Genomic DNA, 21,824 nt, shown 5'->3' on the forward strand with positions numbered 1-21,824 from the left:
GCCCCTTACCTACTTAGAACCTTAAAAAATGAAATACTTAAAACTAGTTCGTTATCAAAATTTGTTGATGCTTGCTTTTATGCAAGTCTTGTTTCGTTATGCCTTTTTAAAACAGCAAAATATTCCGCTTGCATTGGCCGACTGGCAGTATGGATTATTGGTTTTAAGCACTGTTTTATTAGTCGTCGCTGGTTATGTCATCAACGATATTTTTGATGTAGCAACAGATTCAATCAACAAGCCAAATAAAGTTATTATTGGCAAAGAAATTTCTGAAACTAGAGCTTATAATATTTACATTGGATTGAATATTACTGGAGTTGCTATTGGTTTTTATTTGTCAAATGTTATTTTGAGACCGAGTTTTGCTACGATTTTTATTCTGATTGCTTCTTTGCTTTACTTTTACTCTACTAGTTTAAAACAAATAATGATTCTTGGCAATTTTATTGTTGCACTTTTATTAGCATTAAGCGTTATTATTATTGGAGTTTTTGATTTGTTTCCCGCAACAAATGCTGAAAACCAAGCACAAATGGCAAGTTTATTCTCGATTTTGATCGATTATGCGCTTTTTGCTTTTATGATAAATTTTGTTAGAGAAATAGTTAAAGATATTGAAGATGTAAATGGCGATTACAACCAAGGAATGAATACTTTACCAATTGCAATTGGCAATAGTAGAGCTACTAAAATTGCTTTAGGATTTGCTATAATTCCGTTTATATTATCGTTGCTTTATATTAATGAATACTTCATGCATAATAAGCTTTACATTGCTACTTTATATGGTTTTGCTACTGTTCTTGCACCGTTGTTATATTTTATTGTGAAAATCTTTTCGGCAAAAACACAAAAAGAATTTCATCATTTAAGTACCGTTTTAAAACTGATTTTATTTTTCGGGATTTTGTCAATTTTGGTAATTACGCTAAACATCTACTATAATGCTTAAGGAAAAATTAAAAAAATACACTTTGATTCTGGCATCAGGATCACCAAGAAGACAACAGTTTTTCAAGGATTTGGACTTAGATTTCGAAATTCGTTTAAAAGATGTTGAAGAAATTTATCCTCCAGAATTAAAAGCGGTTGAAATCACTGATTATCTGGCGACATTGAAAGCCAGTGCATTTGACGGTGAATTAAAAGAAAATGAAATATTGGTCACTAGCGATACAATTGTATGGCATCAGGATAAAGCTTTGGGAAAACCAAAAAATGCAGAAGAAGCTTTTGAAATGATCAAGTCAATGTCTAATGCAACGCATGAGGTTTTTACATCCGTTTGTTTTAGAACGCAAAATACTTCTACTGTTATAAACGACGTAACAAAAGTTACTTTCAACGAATTATCAGACGAAGCCATTTTGTATTACATCGAAAATTACAAACCTTACGATAAAGCTGGAGCTTATGGCATTCAGGAATGGTTTGGTTTTATGGCCGTTGCAAAAGTCGAAGGTTCTTATACTAATGTCATGGGACTTCCAACGGCTAAAGTTTACGAATATTTGAGTACTTTAGTATAAAAATCATTATATGTTTTCTTTTAAAGAATATAGCCAGGAAATACTTGCCACCGTTATACTGCTTTTGGTTTTAGTAGCTTTAAGAATTATTGTTGCTAAATTAATTAGACGTTATGCCAGCGTGACCAATTACTAGAACATAGAACAAATCTAGTAATTAAGTATGTTCATATTTTGATGAATATATTGGTCGCAATTTGCCTGATTATAATCTGGGGAGTTGACACTAAAGATATTTTTTTCTACGTTTCTTCAATCGCAACTGTAATTGGTGTTGCTATGTTTGCACAGTGGTCAATTTTGAGTAATATCACTTCCGGGATAATCTTGTTTTTTTCCTTCCCTTTCAGAATTGGAGATACCATAAAGATCCACGACAAGGATTTTCCAATTGAAGCCGAAATTGAAGACATCAGCGCCTTTCATGTCAATTTGAAAACCAAAGAAGGCGAACGAATTATTTTCCCGAACAACCTTTTACTGCAAAAAGGAATTTCGATAATGCCTGCACATTACGAAGACAAAGAGTTTTTTGACTAATTTGTGAATGGAAATTTTATAATCCAAAACAAAAAACATAAAACAGAATTCCTGATTTTAAGTGTAATATTTGTTTAAGCCAATTTACGTTTATTCAAAATTTCACAAAAATGACTCAACCTATAAAATTGCCTTTTTATGCAAGGCTTGCTTGCGTATTAATAACTTTAATTTCGTTTGCTTATATTTTCTGCATTGCCAAAGATGTCATCACGCCAGTGCTAATGGCTTTTTTGTTTGCGGTTTTATTACTACCAATATTTACCTTTTTAAATAAAAAATTAAGACTTCCGAGACATTTGGCGACAATACTCTGTGTTTTGGCATTTGTCGCTTTTATTATTGGGATTTTGGTTTTCATTTCGTTTGAAGTCCGAGATATGGCCAACGATTTTGAAACCATCAAAAAAAATGCAAACGCTTTTATCGCTGATCTTCATCGTTTTATTAAAGACAGTTTTAATGTCAGCATCGGTGAACAAAAGAAATATATTGATAATGTAACCAAAGATTCTGTTAAAAATGGGAATGCGACGATCAGTTCCGCATTAATTTCAATTACGGATTTGCTTTTGGATTGCACCATCATTCCAATTTACACCTTTTTATTTCTGATTTATAAAGATCATTTTATTCTTTTTTTAGCCAAATTAATTAACAAAGACAACCATTTAGCGTTGAGGGATATTTTGTCTCAAATTAGAGTATCGATCAATAATTATATTGTTGGGCTTTTGTTAGAAATGACGACCGTTGCCGTTTTAACCAGCTTAGGACTTTGGATTATTGGCGTGAAATATTTTATATTACTGGGATTGATAACCGGGATTTTAAATTTAATTCCGTACATCGGAATATTTATTGCTGGAATAATTACGGTTCTAGCTTCGTTGACAGGAACTGGTGAGACTTCAATTATTTTAGGGATTTTGATTGTAAACATAATCGTCCAGTTGATCGATAATAATTTATTAGTTCCGTTGATTATCAATTCAAAAGTTGAAATCAATGCATTTGTTTCTATTATCGGAATTATTGTTGGTGGTGCAGGTGCTGGAATTTCAGGAATGTTTTTAGCGATTCCTCTTTTGGCAATATTGAAAATTATTTTTGACCGAATTGAATCAATGGAAGCCTGGGGGTATTTGATGGGCAATCATGTGCCCAGAAAATTCACTTGGCGCGTTAGAAAACCAAAAGTTGTCAGTTAAAAAGCCGTTAATTTTAAAAATAACAACAATTTTTATCCTAAATTCATATTACAAACTTTGTTAAAATAAGTGAAATCCTATCTGAATGTTTCTAAGCAAAAAAATAATCGTTTTCTTTTTGTTATGCTTTTGTTTACAAAGCATTCATGGACAATCGGATAGCATAAAAAAAATCCCTCTGTAAAAAAAGATACAACTGGAGTTTACGATAGAATCCGAAATTATTCTAAAAAAATACTTTTACTAAAACCCTTCACAAGCTTTTTTCAGAACCAATAAACCTAAAAAGAAAGAAGAACTGCTCATACCAAGTGATACTTCAAATTACGATGGCAAAATCATCCGAAAAATAAATATCGTGACACTCGATCCTTTTGGCCATTCGATCACAGATACTACTCAAATGCCCAAAAATTGGGGTGAACGAACTGGAAACCGACTTCATTTAAAGACCAAAAAAATTGCCATTTACAACTTGCTTTTATTTAAGCGAAACAGCGTTTACGACAGTTATAAAGTTCAAGAAACCGAGCGTTTGATACGATCTCAAAAATATGTGACAGCAGTAAGAATCACGCATAAATTGGCTGGCGTAGCATCAGATTCTGTCGATGTTACGATTCGAGTATTGGATTCCTGGAGCACAATTCCGAGATTCTCAATATCGAGTAATCAAGTTTCAGTCGGTTTCAAAGAAAAAGATTTTTTGGATCAGGTCAGCAATTGGAATATCGTTTTACAAATCGTTTTCATGATGGCGCAAACGGAAATGACGTTACTTACACGATTCCAAATATCAAGAATACTTATATAGGAACCACGTTGAACTATAAAATGGATCTTGATAATAATTATACGAAAAGCATTAATATCGAACGATTATTTTATTCTCCACTAACCAAATGGGCAGGTGGAATTTATGTAGGGCAGAATTTCAGAAAAGATACTTTGCAAGCACCTGATATGACGTATGCGTATCAGCCTTTCAAATATAATTTTCAAGATTTTTGGGCAGGAAAAGCATTTAAAGTTTTTGAAGACGAAGACAAAGGAATCACTAATTTAATCGTTTCAGGCCGATTCCTTAATGTGAATTATAGTGAAAGTCCGACCGAATTATATGATCCGACCAATTTTTATTCTGATCAAAAATTGATTTTATCGGGTGTCGGAATCAACACTCGCAAATTTATCAAAGACAATTATATATTTAGAAACGGCCAGACCGAAGACGTGCCAATTGGCCGGATCTATGGCGCTACATTTGGTTATCAGTACAAAAATCAAATGTGGAGGCCTTATATTGGCGGTCAGTTTTCTTTTGGAAATTATTACCGACTTGGGTTTTTAAGTGCCAATTTTGAAGGCGGAACTTTTTTTCATGATTCCAAAACCTATGAGACGGCATTTTCTATAGAAACCAATTATTTTACAAAACTTTACAGCATTGGCACTTGGAAATTAAGACAATTCGTGAATCCAAAAGTAGTAATTGGTGTCAATCGCGAAGATATTATTGGCGATCAATTAAATATAAATGAACAAAACGGACTAGCAGGTTTTAACAGTGCTATTTATGGAACTAACAAGATGGTTTTATCGCTTCAAACGCAGACCTATTCTCCAAATGCACTTTTAGGTTTTCGTCTGAATCCATTTTTCAATTATTCAGTAGCCGTTTTAGGAAGTCCGAATAATGCTATGGGAAGAAACAAGGCGTATTCAAAATTTACACTTGGCGTAATTGTCAGCAATGACTATTTGGTATTCAGTTCCTTTCAGTTGTCGCTGTCATATTACCCTACTATTCCATTTGAAGGAGATAATGTTTTCAAAACCAATACTTTTGAAACAACAGACTTTGGTTTGATGAATTTCGAGCTGTCAAAACCAAGAATTGTCGATTACAAGTAAGAGCATTTTTTTTATTTTTTTATTATTTCAAAACATATTAAAAATCAGCGAATTAACAATATTCTAGCACCTTAACACTCGTTAAAGTGTTAATTTTATCCGACGAAATGCATTCGGTTTTTATTTTTGGCACAGTATATGAATACTACTAGACAAGAGTAACATTAAAACTTTAGAAAAAATGAAAACAATAAAGATAGCAATCGCCGGATTATTTCTTTTGGTTGCAAATGCCACGCAAGCCCAAGTATCAATCAATGTAAACATAGGTACACCACCAGCTTGGGGACCTGCAGGATATGCTGAAATGGAATATTATTATTTGCCAGACATTGAAGCGTACTACGATGTAAGAGCTTCGCAGTTTATTTATTTTGGAGGCGGAAGATGGATCAGAACCACTTATTTGCCAAGACAATATAGAAACTATGATTTATACGGAGGTTATAAAGTAGTTTTAACTGATTACCACGGAAGAACACCTTATGTATACTTTGATCGTCATAGAGTGAAATACTACAAAGGTTATCACGGAGCTCCTCAAAGACCATACAGTCCGAGACCGGTTTATGGATATAGTGATCGTCATGACCGCAGAGATTATAAACATTATGACAAACATTACGACAAACACCATGACAAACACGATCGCGACGACCATGATCACGATGATCACCATGGGCATGGAAGAAGATAATTGCTAAATATCTAGAATTCAATAAAAAAGAGTATCAAAAATATTGATACTCTTTTTTTATGCATGCATAATATATTTTCCAAATGTTAATTTGTTATTTAATATTTAAAAATGATGCAGAAATCAATTATATTTATAATAATTGTCCTATTCTATTGCTTTTGTGACTTATATTTGCACACTGTTTTAAATTTCAGTTGTTTATGAAAAATAAATTTTATCTATTCGCCTTATTAACTACATCACTTTTAATCTCTTGTGACAACAATGATGACAATTCAGGAAATCAAGCAACAGAAAATGGCATTACAATTAATAGTGATGCAACTTCTTTAAACAAAAGACTTGATTACACAAACTCAGGAGTTATTTCGATTACCAACACTTCATCAGCAAAAGGTTTAGCAACACAGGCAACAACAGATTTGCCTTTGGTTCAAATTGCCGAAATAAATCCGCCAACAGACAGTAATGGAAGAACTTTGCAAGCAAATCATGTTGCTGTAAACGGAAACTATGCTTATGTAGCTTATACAATGATGGGAGAAGCCTATTCTGGAGCAATCGATGTTATCGATGTTACAGATCCTTACAAACCTAAATTGCTTACATCTGCTTTAATTGCAAATACAGATATTACGTCTCTTACTTATTCTAACGGAAATTTAATTATTGCTGGAGCAAAAGATATTGACAAAGATGCAACTTTGACAAATCCTGCAATTGTAATCAATATGCAATTAAGCTCTGGAATGTTGACAGATAAATACACTGTTACTAAACTAGAAAGCCATGCAACAACTGATGTTGCGGCAAACTCATCTTCTTATTTTGCTGTAACTGGCGATACAGGAAGTTTGTTTAAAATTAACAATTCTAGTAAAGCAGTAACTTCAAAAGTTGCCGTAGAAGATTTACGTACAGTTGCCTTAACTGGTGACAAAATTGTTACTTTAAGCGGTACAAAAGGTGTGAATATTTATAATGAATCAACTCTTGCACTTCAAAAATCTTTTGCAACAAGTACTGATGTAAGCGCCGCAAAAAGAACAATTGATTTCGACGGAACAAAACTATTAGTTTCTGAGGGATATAATGGTTTAGGAATTTACGACATCAACAGCGGATCAAAATTACAAGCAATTGGTTTGGCTTCTGCTGGTGGCGATAATGTAACCAATGCTGTTTCTGTAAATGAAGGGTATGCTTTTGTAGCAAACGGCGCAAGCAGGATTAAACGTTTATAAATCAGGAACTCCATATAGTTTAGTTGGAACTGTTGGAATCACAGGTTCATCTAATTATGTTAAATCTAGTGGAAACTATATTTATGTTGCGAGCGGAAAAGGCGGTTTAAAAATCATCAAGATGGAAAAACCTAACACTACTTTCGCAAATTGTTCTTCATATGGTGTTTACAACCAAGGAAAAGATTTGATTTTGAACTCAAACGAAGTAAAATCATATAATGGCTCAACGGCAATCAACTCTATAATTGTAAATTCTGGAGGTGTTTTAACACACTGTGGTTCAATATCTGTTCAAAATACTTTGATTTTAAACAGTGGCGGAACTTTTAACATGACAGGAAGTTTAGCTCAAGGTAAATACCAACAATCAAACCCAACAGAACTTATCATCAACAGTAATGCATTATTGCAAATCGAAGGTTCTGTAGTAATCTGGGGTGACTTAAGATTAAACAGCGGTGCGAAAATTAATTTTATTGGAAACAATTCGTCAATTACCATTTACGGTAAAGTGACTAAAAATAGTGGCGTTACCATTACTGGAACGTACAACGACACAGAGAACAAATTGAAATAATTTTTCTGTAATCCTAAGAAATACCACCTGATTTAATTTATTTAAATCAATTCTTAAAAAAACCGTCAAATTAACTTTTGACGGTTTTTTTTGCATTAAAACGAACAACTTTTACGCTACGCATTATTTAAGGTATATTTATAATATTAAATGACCTTAATTATGAAAATGAAACTTTACTTATTTTCGTTACTAATACTGTTATTTTTTACCTTTTGCAATGAAAATGACGATGATGACAATACTCCGACTAGTAGTATAGACATTGAAATTAACAACGATAGCGCTACTTTAAATAAGAGACTAGATTATACTAATTCGGGTGTAATTTCTGTAGATAATTCTTCTAAGACAAAATCGCTAAGCAGTCAGTCCGTAACCGATCTTCCATTAGTTCAAATTGCCGAAGTAAATGCTCCTATTGATCAGTCTGGAAGAACATTGCAAGCGAATCATGTTGCTGTTCACGGAAGTTATATTTATGTCGCCTACACAATGAGCGGCAACATTTATTCAGGAGCCATTGACCTTATTGATATTACAGATCCTTATAAACCTAAAGTACTCAGCTCGGCATTGATTGCTGATACAGATATTACTTCACTTAACTATTCTAATGGACATTTAATTATTGCCGCCGCCAGAGATATTGATAAAGATCCTTCTTTGACAAGTCCGGCTATTATTTTAAATATGCAATTAAATGCTGGCATGCTTACAGAAAATTATACCGTAAATAAACTTGAAGGTCAAGTCACAACAGATGTGGCTTCGAATTCAGTACATTATTTTGGGGTAACTGGTGATGCCGGAAGTTTATTCAAAATAAACGAAGGATCACAGTCACTTAACGGGAAAGTTCCTTTAGAAGATTTGCGTACCGTAGCCATAGACGGAAGCAAGGTTGTTACATTGAGCTGGCACAAAAGGCATCAATATTTTTAATGAATCGGATCTTGTTTTGCAAAAAAGCTTCCCTACTTCTATAGACGTAAAGGGTGCAAAAAGAACAATAGATTTTGACGGAAATAAATTGTTAGTTGCTGAAGGTTATAATGGGCTTGGCGCTTATGATATAAACAGCGGCACAAAACTGCAAACTATCGGACTTGAAAATGCTGGTGGAGACAACGTAACCAATGCAGTTTCAACAAATGACGGATACGCCTTTGTAGCAAATGGCGCAACAGGCTTAAACGCATACAAACTGGAATCACAACTAAATTTAGTTGGAACTATCGGAATATTGGGTTCTTCAAACTATGTTAAATCCAGTGGTGACTACATTTATGTTGCCAGCGGAAAAGGCGGTTTGAAAATCATTAAAATGGAAAACACAAGTTCTTCGCTTCCTAGTTGCACTGGACTTGGTCCCTACACTGGAGGGCCAGATTTAATTTTAAACTCAAATGAAATAAAATCATATTCAGGATCAACAGCTTTAAACAGTATAATTGTTAATTCTGGAGGTGTATTAACACATTGTGGTTCTATAACGGTTCAACACAACATTACGCTTAATAGTGGCGGGACTTTTAATATGAGTGGAACTTTAGCACAAGGAATATATCAACAGACAAATCCAACAGAAATTATTATAAACAGCAATGGTCTACTACAAGTTGAAGGCACTGTTGTAATCTGGGGAGATTTGCGATTGAATAGTGGAGCTAAAATGCATTTTGTCGGAAATAATTCAGTAATAACTATTTATGGAAAAGTGACCAAAGCAAGTGATGTAAGCATTACTGGTAAATATACAGATACAGAAGGCAAATTAGATTAAAACCAAGTAGTGCCTAAGGAATATGAGGATTAATTCGCTTATTAATGAAGATGTCAGAACTATTCTGGCATTTTTTTTGTGCACAGATTTTCTTAAAAATAGAAATCAATAACCAAACATTAACAATTCATTTAAATACTCTTCAAAGATATAATTACTATTTTTGAAGCACTTTCAAAAACACCTCACCATTTTATGCGAAAAATTCAGTTACTAATTCTTTCATTTTTTTTAACAGGAATCACAAATTCTTTTGCGCAACAGCCACAAAAACCTAGTTCTGTCGAAATTTACAACCAAATCAAGAAATTGAACTTTTTAGGTTCTGTATTGTATGTTGTCGCACATCCTGATGACGAAAATACGCGCCTTATTTCGTATATGGCAAACGAAATGAATGCAAGAACTGGATATTTGTCATTGACGCGAGGTGACGGAGGACAAAATTTAATTGGCCCGCAATTACGTGAATTATTAGGTGTTATACGAACTCAAGAATTAATTGAAGCTCGAAAAATTGATGGTGGAGAACAATTTTTCTCTCGTGCAAATGATTTTGGTTTTTCAAAAAATCCAAGTGAAACATTAGAAATTTGGGATAAAGACAAAGTTCTTGCCGACGTAGTTTGGACCATCAGAAAATTTCAACCAGATGTGATCATAAATCGTTTTGATCACCGTTCGCCAGGTACAACGCACGGGCATCACACTTCATCGGCAATGTTGAGTGTCGAAAGTTATAAACTCACAAATGATCCAAAAATATATCCAGAACAATTAAAATATGTTGCGCCTTGGCAAGTAAAACGTCAATTCTTCAATCCGTCTTGGTGGTTTTATGGAAGCCAAGAAAAGTTTGATGTAGCCAATAAATCCAAATTCACCAAGCTAGAAACCGGAGTTTATTACACCGGAATTGGAAAATCAAATCAAGAAATTGCGGCTCTAAGCCGAAGCCGACACCAATCACAAGGCTTTGGAAGTACCGGCGCACGCGGTGAAGAAACAGAATATTTAGAACTTATAAACGGAGAAACTCCAAAAGAAAGAGATAATTTGTTTGACGGAATTGACACTTCTTGGAATCGTGTTAAAAATGGAAAACCAATTGGAGAACTAATTTCTAAAATCATCTCAAAATATGATTTCAGCAATCCATCAGCAAGCATTCCAGATTTGATAAAAGCATATACAATGATTGAAGCTTTAGATGATGATCATTGGAAACCTTTAAAAGCAAACGCAATAAAAAACATTATTGCGTCATGTTCAGGTTTATATCTTGAAGCAGTTGCGAGCGAACAAGAAGCAACTCCTGGAAGTACAATTAAACTAAATCTTGAAGCCATCAATAGATGTGCGGTTGAAATGGAATTGACCAGTGTTACGACTTTGCCAGATAATAAAACAACTGCTCAAAACCGTATTTTAAAAAACAATAACGATCAAAAAATAAATCTGCAATTACAGCTTCCTGAAACAATTGAATATACACAACCTTATTGGTTGAAAGAAAAAGCAACGGTTGGAATGTACACGGTTTCAAATCAGGAAATCATTGGAATTCCAGATATCATTAGAGAAGTTAAAGTTGTTTTCAACGTAAAAATTAATGGAGCTGAAATTCCGTTTGAGCGTACTGTTGTCTACAAATACAATGACGGCGTAAAGGGCGAAATGTACAATTTCTTAGATATTGTCCCTGAAGTGACTACTTCTATACCAGAAAAAGTCCTGATTTTTAAGGATACAAAGACGAAAATGATTCCGGTAAAAGTTCGTGCTGGAAAAGATGGAATTAAAGGAAATTTGCAATTAGAATTGCCAAAAAGCTGGGTAGTTTCGCCAAAACAGATTCCATTTTCTTTGGATAAAAAAGGAAACGAACAAATCTTTTATTTTGAAGTTACACCTCCTGTAAATCCAGAAGAAGCAGTTGCCAAAGCTGTTGCAATTACTGACAACAAACGTTTTGACAAAGACGAAACGATTATAGAATATAGCCACATTACAAAACAAATGGTTTTAAAACCAGCCGAATCAAAATGTATCAGAATTGATTTAAAAACTTCGGGTGATGCCATTGCATACATTATGGGCGCAGGTGATGAAGTTCCAGAAAGCTTAGCGCAAATGGGATATAAAGTGACGATTCTAAAACCAGAAGAAATCACACCAGAACGTTTGGATTCTTTTGCTACGGTTATTACAGGAATACGCGCTTACAATACTGTAAATGCTTTAGCCAACAAACAAAAAATACTATTTGATTTTGTGAAAAGCGGTAAGAATATGATCGTACAATACAATACATATGGCAAAATGGTTACAGATCAAATTGCTCCATATCCGCTAAAAGTTTCAAATGATCGTGTAACTGAAGAAAACGCTAAAATCACTTTTTTAGCACCAAATCATCCAGTTTTAAATACGCCAAATAAAATCAGTGAAAAAGATTTTCAAGGTTGGACTCAAGAGCAAGGTTTGTATTATCCTGATCAATATGATGCGACCTTCACTCCTATTATTTCATCTCACGACAAAGGCGAATCTCCAAAAGATGGTGCTTTGTTAGTAGCGCCATATGGAAAAGGATATTATATTTACACTGGTTTAAGCTTTTTTAGAGAATTGCCAGAAGGTGTTGCCGGCGCGTACCGATTATTATCGAATATCATTTCGTTGAAACAGCCAGTAGAAGCTCCTAAACAAGAATTTAAGCAATAAAACATTTGTATAATGGAAGCTAAAAAAACAAAAAAATGGAAAAAAGCTACACCTATGTTTTGGTGGCAAATGCTATTTACATCCTTATTTTCTTCTTAATCATGCAATTATACTCTTAACCTATGCAACTATTTGATTGGATCGTACTTATTGTTACACTTTTATTCATTGTTGGATATGGTTCTTGGAAAACCAAAGGGAGTAAAAATGTTGAAGATTTTATTTTAGGAAACAACGAAACGCCTTGGTACACTGTTGGACTTTCGGTAATGGCAACACAAGCGAGTGCTATTACATTTTTGTCAACTCCTGGGCAGGCTTATCATGACGGAATGGGATTTGTGCAATTTTATTTTGGATTGCCAATCGCCATGATTGTGATTTGCGCCACTTTTATTCCGTTATATCATAAAAATAAAGTTTATACGGCTTACGAATTTCTTGAAAAACGATTCGATGTAAAAACCCGATCTCTTGTCGCGATCTTGTTTTTAGTGCAAAGAGGTTTAGGAACTGGACTTACTATTTACGCTCCAGCCATTATTTTATCGGCATTATTGGGCTGGAACTTGACTGTAATGAATATTATAATTGGAGTTTTAGTAATTATTTACACGTTTTCTGGGGGAACAAAAGCAGTAAACGTAACGCAGAAACAACAAATGTTTGTCATTATTTCAGGGATGTTTATTACTTTTTTCTTGATTTTGCACTATTTGCCAAACGATATGACTTTTACGAGTGCGATGCATATCGCGGGTGCAAATGACAAAATGAATATTGTAGATTTCTCTTTTGATCCGGAAGAAAAATATACTTTTTGGAGTGGTATTACTGGCGGTTTTTTCTTGGCTCTCTCCTATTTTGGTACGGATCAATCACAAGTTGGACGTTATTTATCTGGGAAATCTGTAAAAGAAAGTCAAATGGGACTGATCATGAATGGACTTTTAAAAGTTCCGATGCAGTTTTTTATATTACTGACTGGAGTAATGGTTTTTGTTTTCTTCCAATTCAATCCAGTGCCATTAAACTTTAATCCGAATAATAAAACTGTAATTGAGAAATCAGCATACAAAGAAGAATATCATGCTTTGGAAAAAAGACTTGATAAACTTTCTGAGGACAAAAAAGTAATCAACTTATTGTATATCGATCAGTTGAATCAAGATTACGACAATCCAATTTTGAGAAAAGAATTGGTTGCCCTTTCAAACAAAGAAAAAGATTTGCGCGACAAAGCAAAAGAAATCATTTCAAAAGCCGACAACAACAGCGAAACCAATGACAAGGATTATGTTTTTTTCCATTTCATTCTGCATTATTTACCAAAAGGGCTTATTGGTTTATTGCTTGCCGTAATTCTTTCAGCCGCAATGTCTTCGACTGCTTCAGGATTAAATGCTTTAGCTTCGACAACAGCAATTGATATTTACAAACGAAATGTAAAAACCGAAAAATCAGATAAACATTATTTGATGGCAACTAAATTCTTTACGCTTTTCTGGGGAGTTGTAGCGATTCTTTTTGCTTGCGTCGGAACTTTATTCGAGAATTTGATTCAGCTTGTAAACATCATTGGTTCTATTTTTTACGGAACCGTTTTAGGAATATTCCTTGTTGGATTTTATTTGAAACGCGTTCAAGCAAAGCCAATGTTTATTAGTGCTATCATCAGTCAATTGACGATTTTTGTGATTTATTATTTCATGATTTATATTTATCCAAGTGGTCAAGAAAAATTAGGATATTTATGGCTGAACTTCATTGGAGCAAATCTTACGGTTGCATTATCATTGGTATTGCAGTATTTGTTTTTTAGAGAAAAACCGGATTCTGTAACTTCTATTGAATGATTTTTTAGACAATAAAATCATTCAATAGAATGTAAATTTAGATATATAAACTTTTAATAATTTTTGAAAATGGGTAAGAAGTTAATCATCGTCACTACATTACTATTTTTTCAGATTATATTTTCTCAAACAATAAGACCAAATATTCAAAAGTTGGTTGATGAGATTCAAAAGGGAAATCGATTAACATCTGAATTCATAAACTATGAAGGTCAAAAATCAGAACAATTTGAACTCTGTCAGTTATTAGATTCGCTTGCCACAAGAGACGAATTAATAGAATTGGTCAATCATAATTCTGCCGCAGTAAAATGTGCTCGCTTTTGCCCCTTTATGCAAGCTCGATATAGAATATTCAAAAAAATTATTCTTGATCATCTTAACGACTACCAAGAAATAAAACTACAGTCTGGATGTATTGGTTATACTTCAGTGGTTGCTGATGAGTTTCTTTATACGATCAGGTATCATTTAACAAAAAAGGATAGTATTTTCATAATGAATCTTGACAAACAAATTCTTGAAGATCAAAATTCTAACCTACATTATAAATCAATTTTAATACGCAATTTGCAAATCAATGCTGAAAATCGTGAATTGATTAAAAAACTTGCTTTGCAAAAAAATATCCAGAAGCCATAATTTCTTTGGCAAAATATAAAAATCCTGAAGATATCGACATCATCATTAGTTATTTTGGAAATGACGAAACTGAAACTCATGCAATTTATGCCGTTAAACAATTTCCTGATATATTCGTTTTTATCCTTTTTTGGTAAAAGTTTTTAAAAAAGAATGGAGTGACCGTTATTATTCTTACCCAAAATGGCGAGTGTTGTATCAAGCACTGGCACAGTATCCTAATCAGGAGGAAACTTTAAAACTATTCGACAAAACTATTGTTGCTCATAATAAGTTTAGAAGAAAAACTTTAAGCAAATACTTGTGGATTGCGGCAACAAAATATCCAAATGAAAAATTTGAAGTTTATAAAAGTAAGATCAATCTCGATAAAGACGATTTCTTTTTACAGGAAGAGTTAGCTATAGATTAAGGATTTTTTTTTTAAGAATCTTTATTTTTTCAGAAAACAAAATAGGTCGCGGAAATATAAAAATCGTTATTTTAGTAATTTATTAAGCTAAATATTACCAAAACAACTAATAAATCTGCAAAATGAAAATTTCAGACGATATTCAAAAATTGCTTCCCTTTGGTTATCTTTTCCTTGTCATAATGGGAATATTAAAAGAGAGTTTCTTCTATTATCAACTCGGAATCAATATTTTGAAATATTCAACAATAATGGACATATTAATTAGTCCGATTGCTACTTTTACCTCAAATCCGATAGTTTTAATTTTTATACTTTTATTATTTATATTTCACTATAATTTGCCATCGTTGCTTACGAAATATAGCCACAAGAAATTCATCATAAAAACATTTGAACTAAAAAAGATTGAAGGTCTTTCTCCGGCAGAAACCAAAAGTTATTTCAATAGTCTTTCAATAAAAACACTGGCGGCAATACTTTGTTCATTTTTTCTTGGTTATGGAATTGCTGGCGGCTATGGAACTGCAGAAAAAATTAGAAACCATAAAGAAAAGCACATTTATAAAATCAATTATAATAGTGGCGAATCTGAAGAAATATTTTTAATCAACACCAACAGCCTTTATTATTTTTATACTGCAAAAGGAAGCAAAACCATAAAAATAACGCCTTTGGGAGCTGTTAAAAACATTGAACTTATCGATAATAAAATGGTTAGCAAAGGATTGTTTCTTTATAATACATCATTATGAGAGATTTGAAAAAATATAGCAATAAAACCAAAGCCGCATTTATTTTGCTGATTGTAATGTTGATTATTATTTTGAGCAACTTCAATACGCTTGAAAATTCTAAAAAAGTAAACGAAAACATAAATGCAATATATAATGACAGATTAGTTGTAGCACATTATATTTTTCAATATTCTAAAGAACTGCATTTTATAAAAGCCGAAGCAGAAAAACTAGATTTGAGCGACAACATCAAAAAAAACGAAATCAATCACACTCTTGACATCATTCACAATATCGATGATTTGTATGCCAAAACAGTTTTGACAAATAAGGAAAAAGAGCATTTTGATATTTTTCTTGCCTCGTGTAAAGAAATAAATACTCAGGTAGAAAATAAAAATTGGAGCAAAATTGCCTATGCGTGCGAACAAGCTTTGAAAACATTAGAATCTTTGTCTGAAATTCAAATCAAAGAAGGAAAAGCAAAACTGGCGGTACGCAAATGCAATGTATAATGACAACAATAGTCTTGGACAGCTTGAAATTGCATTGCTGATCATTTTAGGCGGAATCACTTTCTACTTGTTAATAGTAAAGAAAACCAAAAGAAATATCAAAATCCCAGAACCGCCTAGTATGAATTGATTCTTTTATTTCAAGTTTTAAGTCAAATAAAACTAAAAAAAATCCAAAACTATTTAAGTTTTGGATTTTTTAATATTTAGAATTTTAAAGACTTATCTGCTCCACTCAGCGATACTGTCTTTATTCATTTTTACGTAATCTTGATTATTTGCTGTTTCAGTTACCGCTAATGATGCTTTTGCAGTTTCAATTGCACCTTTTTTATCACCTTGTTTAGCTTGAATAATTGATTTTAATCTTAAGATGTAATATGGTTTATCAGTAATCATGTCTAAAGATTTGTCAACATAAGTTCTTGCAGTATCAATATTTCCGTTAGATGAAAATAAATATTGAGCCGCCGCATAATAATCGTTTGATGTTGGTCCAGCCAAGGTTTTTTCGATACTTGCAGTTGCAGTTTTGGCAGTTGGAACCTCAAATTTAAGTGCAACATGAGAGTTTTCCCAAGCCATTTCCAAATAAGCAAAATTTTGATCTAAACCATTAATTCCTATAGTAAAAGTTTCTACTGGAGTTGGCAATGCTTCTTCTTTAACCGTAGTTCTCAATGCTACATAAGCATCGCTCCAGTTTTCTGGCAATCCCCAATTATCTGTAGATAAGTAAAATATAATTTCCCAGCTTTCAATTTTAGGAATTGTATAAATTGAGTATTTTCCTTTTTTCAAAGTCTTTCCATCAATTACAACATCATCACTAAAATTAATAATCGTATTTTCGTTAGCTCCTGTTCTCCATAATTTTCCAAACGGAACTAAATTACCAAAAACAGCTCTTCCTCTTGCACCAGGTCTTGAATACGTCACTTCAACATCAGTTAAACCAACAGTTTGCTTAATATAAGCTTTTGGACTCGCCTGTGGTGTTTTTATCTGTGCTTGAGAAGCAAAAGGTGCTAATAATATAGCGAATGCAATAAGTATTTTTTTCATTTTAGAGTTTTATTTGATTCTGTTCAAATTTACAAATTCAATTAGGTAACAAATGTTAAATTTAACTTAATTCAGACTGTGATCTGTGATATTTTTTGAGCGTTTAATTCACTGAAATGATTTATGACCATATCAGCACTCGAAAGATCTTGCAAGTTTGAATTCTCACTTCTGTAGCCTACACAATAAATTCCAGCCGCTTTTGTCGCTTTGACACCATTTGTACTATCTTCAATGATAATGCATTCCTCTTTTGGCGCAATTGACAATGAAGTCGCATGATTGAAAATTGCTGGATTAGGTTTTGATTGCGGAAAATCTTCTCCGCTCACAATGTGCGAAAAATACTGATGCAGATTGAATCTTGTAAAAACTCTTTCAATAGTAACTTTCGCGACTGATGAAGCTAAAATCAACTGAATTTTATTTGCATATAAATCTTTAATCAAATCTTCAACACCTTCTAACAAGAACAAATCTTCTTTTGTGTCAAAAGCGTCATTAAAAATATTTCTTTTTCTCTGAATCAAATCTTCTACTTCATGCTCAATAGTTGGAAATAAGTTTTTTAAAGTCTGAAATGTATTTCGAGTTGAAAATCCTGTAAACGAAGTATAGGTTTCCTCTGGAACTTCAATATTTAATTCTGAAAATTGTTTGTAATAGGCATAACGATGAACGGGTTCTGTATCAACAATTACGCCGTCCATATCAAAAATTACTGTTTTAATCATTTTTTAAAGGTGCTAAGGTTCTAAGGGGCAAAGGTTCAAAGTTTTTCTTTCTGAAAACTGAAACTGATAACTGTGACTATTTATTCTTTTTCTTTCGAAATTAAATATCTAATAACGGTTTCAGCCGCATGGAGTCCGAATAAACCAGGCATGTAGCTGTTTGTTCCGTAGAAAGATTTTTTGAAGTTTTTTCCATCAGTTAATTTCAAGCTTTTTTCATTTTGGATTTCAGAAGAGAAAACCACTTTCAATTTATTGATTTTTGTCGCCTTCAATCTTTTACGGATTGTTTTTGAAAAATAACAATTGATTGTTTTCGAAATATCTGCAACTTTTACTTTAGATGCAAGCATTTTTCCTCCTGCTCCCATGTCGCTTATAATTTTGACTCTTTTGCGTTTCTGTCGCAATAATCAAATTTAATTTTGGAGTAATACTGTCAATACAATCCAAAACATAATCAAACTCTGGCGAAACGATTTCAAAAGCACGTTCTGGTGACAAAAATTCTTTTACGCGTGTCAATTTCAATTCCGGATTAATATCCATCAAACGATCACCAACAATTGTGATTTTTGGTTCGCCAACAGTTGAATGCAAAGCTGGCAATTGTCTGTTGATGTTTGTAATATCAACTACGTCACCATCAACAATTGTCATATTCCCTACACCGGCTCTCGCTAAAAATTCAGTCGCAAATGATCCAACACCGCCTAATCCTACTACCAGTACATTTGCATTTTTTAAATTCTCTAATCCTTCTTTTGTAAATAAAAGCTCGGCTCTTTCTGTCCACTCTGCCATATTATATTTTTTGTTTGTTTTTGTTTGTTTTTGTTTTCTTTTGTTTCAGGTTTCAAGTTTCACGTCTCAAGTTTAGCACTTGTCAGGCTGAGCGAAGTCGAAGCCCACGTCCTATTGGAGCGCCCTTCGACTTCGCTCAGGGTGACAACCTTAATTCTCAAAAACTCGTTTATAATTACTTGAAATAATCTCCTGTAATTCTTTTAAATCTAAAACTTTATATTCAGTCGCTAAATCATAAACCTGCTGAATACCCTCTTCAATTGTATCTGTTTCTAGCAAAAATTTATCATTTGGAACATTCTGAAAAACCGATTTTAATTCTGGGTTTCGAAGCAAATATTTTCCGAATGAAATATAAAATCCTGCGACAATTAATTGGTTTGCCAATTGGCTATTTTTAGAAAATCCGTGGATAATCATCGGAACTGAAATTTTCAATTTCTTTTTGATTTCAATCACTTCCTGAAAAGCGACTACACAATGAATGACAACTGGTTTTCTATATTTTTCAGCCAAAGCCAATTGTTTTTCAAATACTGAAATCTGAATTTCAAAAGGCTGTTCTATTCGTTTATCCAATCCGCATTCGCCAATTGCTAAACAATTTTTGGCCTGCAGTTTTTCTTCTATAATTTTCAAATCTGCTTCCAGTCTTTCTTCCGAAATATACCACGGATGAATTCCGATAGAATAAAATGGAATTGATGCATCAAATTCATGTGGATATTGATTTACCAATTCCAATACATTGGATTGATTTGTAAACTGATGCGTATGAAAATTAAAATATTCCATTAATGAAACGTTTTAACTCCCGCTTTGATTTCAATATTCAAATCATTTTCTAAAGGAACCAATGGACAAGAATACTTATGATTATAAGCACAATACGGATTATAAGCTTGATTAAAATCGATCGCTATTGTATTGCCTTTCGGAATTTTTAAATCAATATATCTTCCGCCGATATAGCTTTCTTTTCCGCAAGTTAAATCTGAAAAAGGCAAAAATAAATGATCTTTATATTGTTCTTGTTTTGAAAGATCAATACTTCTGTAAACATTCAGCTTCAGTGCTTTTCCTTCTAAAGTAAAAGACAATGTGCCGTATTTTATATATTTTGGAGTTCTCGTTCCTGTCGTTTTCATTTCAAAAACTTTCTCGTTTTTTGCTTTTTCAAATTTTGCAACCACAAAATATTTCCCATTAATCGGATAAAAATCTAACGATTTAAAAGTCTTCAAATCTTCTTCCATCAACGGACTCGTTTTAGCGTCAGCATACTCAGAATTGATTGTAGTCTGAAAATTTGCAACATTTGCGTAACTAAACTTTTTTTGGCTATAACCAAAATTCAAAATCATCAATACAACAAGTACAATTGCTTTTTTCATCTTAGAAATTTTATGCAAAAATAGTTCAAAAGTAACAAAGCAACAACGGCAAAACGTGACAAAGTTTCCTAACTTTGTTGCAAATAAGAATAATTTTACAATGCTTAAAACTGCCTTAGGTCGCTACATTAATAATTTTAAGGGTTTCACTCATGAAGTTTGGATTCTTGCATTAATTACTTTTATCAATAGAGCAGGAACAATGGTCTTGCCCTTTTTATCCAAATACTTAAAAGAAGACTTACAATTTACTTATGGCGAAGTGGGCTGGATTATGGTTTCCTTTGGATTAGGTTCTATGTTAGGTTCCTGGTTGGGCGGAAAATTGAGTGATAAAATTGGGTTTTACAAAATCATGATTTTCAGTCTTTTTACTAGTGGAATTCTATTTATCTTATTGCAATTTGTCACAACATTTTGGGGCTTATGTTTTGCCATGTTTATAATAATGGCAATTTCAGATATGTTTCGTCCTGCCATGTTTGTGTCGCTAAGTGTATATGCCAAACCAGAAAACAGAGTTCGTGCATTGTCTTTAGTACGCTTAGCAGTAAATCTTGGTTTCACTGCTGGTCCGGCATTAGGCGGATTAATAATTATAGGAATGGGATATCAAGGTCTATTTTGGGTTGACGGTATTACTTGTATGATTGCGATTTCTATTTTCGCATTTTATATTAAGGAAAAAAGAAAACACCAATAGATAAAGAAAATATCGTTTTGTCAGATTTGCCAAAATCTATCTATAAAGACAAACCTTTTTGGTTACTGCTTTTTATCAGTTTTGTTACATTTATGGTTTTTCTGCAAATATTTTCAACTTTACCTTTATATCATAATGAGAAGTTTGGACTTAGCGAATTTCAAACTGGTATGCTTTTATCTATAAATGGTTTATTAGTATTTCTATTAGAAATGCCCATTGTAAGTACTCTGGAACGAAAAGGAGTAAATAAAATTAAAAATATTGCTTACGGTTGCTTTTTTATTGCCACTGGCTACTTTATTCTATTGTTTGACTCATGGGTTGGAATTCTTGTAATCAGTATTGTATTACTCACATTTGGAGAGATTTTCTCTTTCCCGTTTGTGAATGCAGTAGCGTTAAGTCGCGCACCAAAAGGTCAGGAAGGCCAATATATGGGTTTTTACACCATGAGTTTCAGTCTGGCTCATATTGTCAGTTCTAAAACGGGACTGGAAATTATTGCGCATTATGACTACCAAATCAATTGGTTGATTATGGGAACACTGGGTTTACTAGCATTACTTTGCTGTTTTTGGCTTAATGAATTGGTAAGTACCCAAAAAAATCATAAAATCCACTTTTACTTAACTCCTTTAAATTCAATTTATTAATTTTAAATTGAAATAATTTCGTGCGCCTAAACGGCAATTCAAACTTAAAAAATAGTTAAATAACTAGTT

Annotated in this window: 23 protein-coding genes and 2 pseudogenes; 20 read left to right on the forward strand and 5 right to left on the reverse strand. The window is 32.9% G+C overall.

Translation table 11 applies throughout. The features are described 5' to 3' along the window. The first annotated feature begins 28 nt into the window (after positions 1–28). From ACQ9BO_RS16685 to ACQ9BO_RS16770, 18 genes and pseudogenes are all read left to right on the forward strand, one after another. Positions 29–955, forward strand: a complete 927-nt coding sequence (locus ACQ9BO_RS16685; RefSeq protein ID WP_431241635.1) for a geranylgeranylglycerol-phosphate geranylgeranyltransferase — start codon at positions 29–31, stop codon at positions 953–955. After that, positions 948–1,532 carry a Maf-like protein gene (locus ACQ9BO_RS16690; RefSeq protein WP_431241636.1) on the forward strand — a complete coding sequence of 195 codons (585 nt, stop codon included), beginning with the start codon at positions 948–950 and terminating at the stop codon, positions 1,530–1,532. Before ACQ9BO_RS16685 ends, ACQ9BO_RS16690 begins: the two co-directional genes overlap by 8 nt. Before the next feature lie 10 nt (positions 1,533–1,542). Beyond that, positions 1,543–2,072 (forward strand): annotated as a pseudogene (locus ACQ9BO_RS16695) (mechanosensitive ion channel domain-containing protein). A 110-nt stretch (positions 2,073–2,182) separates the two neighbouring features. Next, complete coding sequence (locus tag ACQ9BO_RS16700; RefSeq protein ID WP_431241637.1) at positions 2,183–3,283, forward strand: AI-2E family transporter; 1,101 nt, start codon at positions 2,183–2,185, stop codon at positions 3,281–3,283. A 358-nt stretch (positions 3,284–3,641) separates the two neighbouring features. Then, positions 3,642–4,097, forward strand: a complete 456-nt coding sequence (locus ACQ9BO_RS16705) for a hypothetical protein (protein WP_431241638.1) — start codon at positions 3,642–3,644, stop codon at positions 4,095–4,097. Next, positions 4,007–5,197 carry a hypothetical protein gene (locus ACQ9BO_RS16710; RefSeq protein ID WP_431241639.1) on the forward strand — a complete coding sequence of 397 codons (1,191 nt, stop codon included), beginning with the start codon at positions 4,007–4,009 and terminating at the stop codon, positions 5,195–5,197. Before ACQ9BO_RS16705 ends, ACQ9BO_RS16710 begins: the two co-directional genes overlap by 91 nt. A gap of 181 nt (positions 5,198–5,378) precedes the next feature. Then, positions 5,379–5,894 (forward strand): hypothetical protein, encoded by a 516-nt coding sequence (locus ACQ9BO_RS16715; RefSeq protein WP_431241640.1) that lies wholly within the window; start codon positions 5,379–5,381, stop codon positions 5,892–5,894. 203 nt (positions 5,895–6,097) lie between these two features. Continuing rightward, a complete protein-coding gene (locus ACQ9BO_RS16720; RefSeq protein WP_431241641.1) occupies positions 6,098–7,141 on the forward strand; it encodes a hypothetical protein in 1,044 nt (347 codons plus the stop codon). 121 nt (positions 7,142–7,262) lie between these two features. Next, positions 7,263–7,721 (forward strand): hypothetical protein, encoded by a 459-nt coding sequence (locus ACQ9BO_RS16725; protein WP_431241642.1) that lies wholly within the window; start codon positions 7,263–7,265, stop codon positions 7,719–7,721. A 162-nt stretch (positions 7,722–7,883) separates the two neighbouring features. Next, complete coding sequence (locus tag ACQ9BO_RS16730; protein ID WP_431241643.1) at positions 7,884–8,666, forward strand: hypothetical protein; 783 nt, start codon at positions 7,884–7,886, stop codon at positions 8,664–8,666. 16 nt (positions 8,667–8,682) lie between these two features. Next, on the forward strand, positions 8,683–9,507 hold the full coding sequence (locus ACQ9BO_RS16735) for a hypothetical protein (RefSeq protein WP_431241644.1): 825 nt from the start codon (positions 8,683–8,685) through the stop codon (positions 9,505–9,507). A 195-nt stretch (positions 9,508–9,702) separates the two neighbouring features. Beyond that, complete coding sequence (locus ACQ9BO_RS16740; RefSeq protein ID WP_431241645.1) at positions 9,703–12,234, forward strand: PIG-L family deacetylase; 2,532 nt, start codon at positions 9,703–9,705, stop codon at positions 12,232–12,234. A 122-nt stretch (positions 12,235–12,356) separates the two neighbouring features. After that, complete coding sequence (locus ACQ9BO_RS16745) at positions 12,357–14,090, forward strand: sodium:solute symporter family transporter (RefSeq protein ID WP_431241646.1); 1,734 nt, start codon at positions 12,357–12,359, stop codon at positions 14,088–14,090. Positions 14,091–14,159: 69 nt separating this feature from the next. Further along, positions 14,160–14,732, forward strand: a complete 573-nt coding sequence (locus ACQ9BO_RS16750; RefSeq protein ID WP_431241647.1) for a hypothetical protein — start codon at positions 14,160–14,162, stop codon at positions 14,730–14,732. Between the two features lie 5 nt (positions 14,733–14,737). Further along, entirely contained in the window at positions 14,738–14,869 is a 132-nt protein-coding gene (locus ACQ9BO_RS16755; RefSeq protein ID WP_431241648.1) for a hypothetical protein, read from the forward strand. Next, a complete protein-coding gene (locus ACQ9BO_RS16760) occupies positions 14,863–15,144 on the forward strand; it encodes a hypothetical protein (protein WP_431241649.1) in 282 nt (93 codons plus the stop codon). Before ACQ9BO_RS16755 ends, ACQ9BO_RS16760 begins: the two co-directional genes overlap by 7 nt. Positions 15,145–15,266: 122 nt before the next feature. Next, positions 15,267–15,899, forward strand: coding sequence for a hypothetical protein (locus ACQ9BO_RS16765; RefSeq protein WP_431241650.1), 633 nt, complete (start codon positions 15,267–15,269; stop codon positions 15,897–15,899). Further along, entirely contained in the window at positions 15,896–16,396 is a 501-nt protein-coding gene (locus tag ACQ9BO_RS16770; RefSeq protein ID WP_431241651.1) for an MCP four helix bundle domain-containing protein, read from the forward strand. Before ACQ9BO_RS16765 ends, ACQ9BO_RS16770 begins: the two co-directional genes overlap by 4 nt. Before the next feature lie 222 nt (positions 16,397–16,618). Here the strand turns inward: ACQ9BO_RS16770 and ACQ9BO_RS16775 are convergent, their stop codons facing one another. The 5 genes and pseudogenes from ACQ9BO_RS16775 to ACQ9BO_RS16795 all read right to left on the reverse strand — a co-directional run bounded on the left by ACQ9BO_RS16775 (position 16,619) and on the right by ACQ9BO_RS16795 (position 20,396). Continuing rightward, positions 16,619–17,461: a DUF2911 domain-containing protein gene (locus ACQ9BO_RS16775; protein WP_431241652.1), complete on the reverse strand. Its 843-nt coding sequence runs from the start codon at positions 17,459–17,461 to the stop codon at positions 16,619–16,621. A gap of 71 nt (positions 17,462–17,532) precedes the next feature. Continuing rightward, positions 17,533–18,195 carry an HAD family hydrolase gene (locus ACQ9BO_RS16780; protein WP_431241653.1) on the reverse strand — a complete coding sequence of 221 codons (663 nt, stop codon included), beginning with the start codon at positions 18,193–18,195 and terminating at the stop codon, positions 17,533–17,535. A gap of 80 nt (positions 18,196–18,275) precedes the next feature. Continuing rightward, a pseudogene (locus ACQ9BO_RS16785) lies at positions 18,276–18,999 on the reverse strand (tRNA threonylcarbamoyladenosine dehydratase). A 150-nt stretch (positions 19,000–19,149) separates the two neighbouring features. Continuing rightward, a complete protein-coding gene (locus ACQ9BO_RS16790; RefSeq protein ID WP_431241654.1) occupies positions 19,150–19,797 on the reverse strand; it encodes a TatD family hydrolase in 648 nt (215 codons plus the stop codon). Beyond that, positions 19,797–20,396: a DUF1684 domain-containing protein gene (locus tag ACQ9BO_RS16795; protein WP_431241655.1), complete on the reverse strand. Its 600-nt coding sequence runs from the start codon at positions 20,394–20,396 to the stop codon at positions 19,797–19,799. The genes ACQ9BO_RS16790 and ACQ9BO_RS16795 overlap by 1 nt, the downstream gene beginning before the upstream one ends. Positions 20,397–20,496: 100 nt before the next feature. Here ACQ9BO_RS16795 and ACQ9BO_RS16800 point away from each other — a divergent pair, with 100 nt between their 5' ends. Next, entirely contained in the window at positions 20,497–21,099 is a 603-nt protein-coding gene (locus ACQ9BO_RS16800) for an MFS transporter (protein ID WP_431241656.1), read from the forward strand. Between the two features lie 26 nt (positions 21,100–21,125). Then, a complete protein-coding gene (locus tag ACQ9BO_RS16805; RefSeq protein ID WP_431241657.1) occupies positions 21,126–21,755 on the forward strand; it encodes an MFS transporter in 630 nt (209 codons plus the stop codon). Positions 21,756–21,824 lie beyond the last annotated feature (69 nt).

The organism is Flavobacterium sp. P21 (genome assembly GCF_050632225.1).
In the GTDB taxonomy this organism is placed as follows: Bacteria; Bacteroidota; Bacteroidia; order Flavobacteriales; family Flavobacteriaceae; genus Flavobacterium.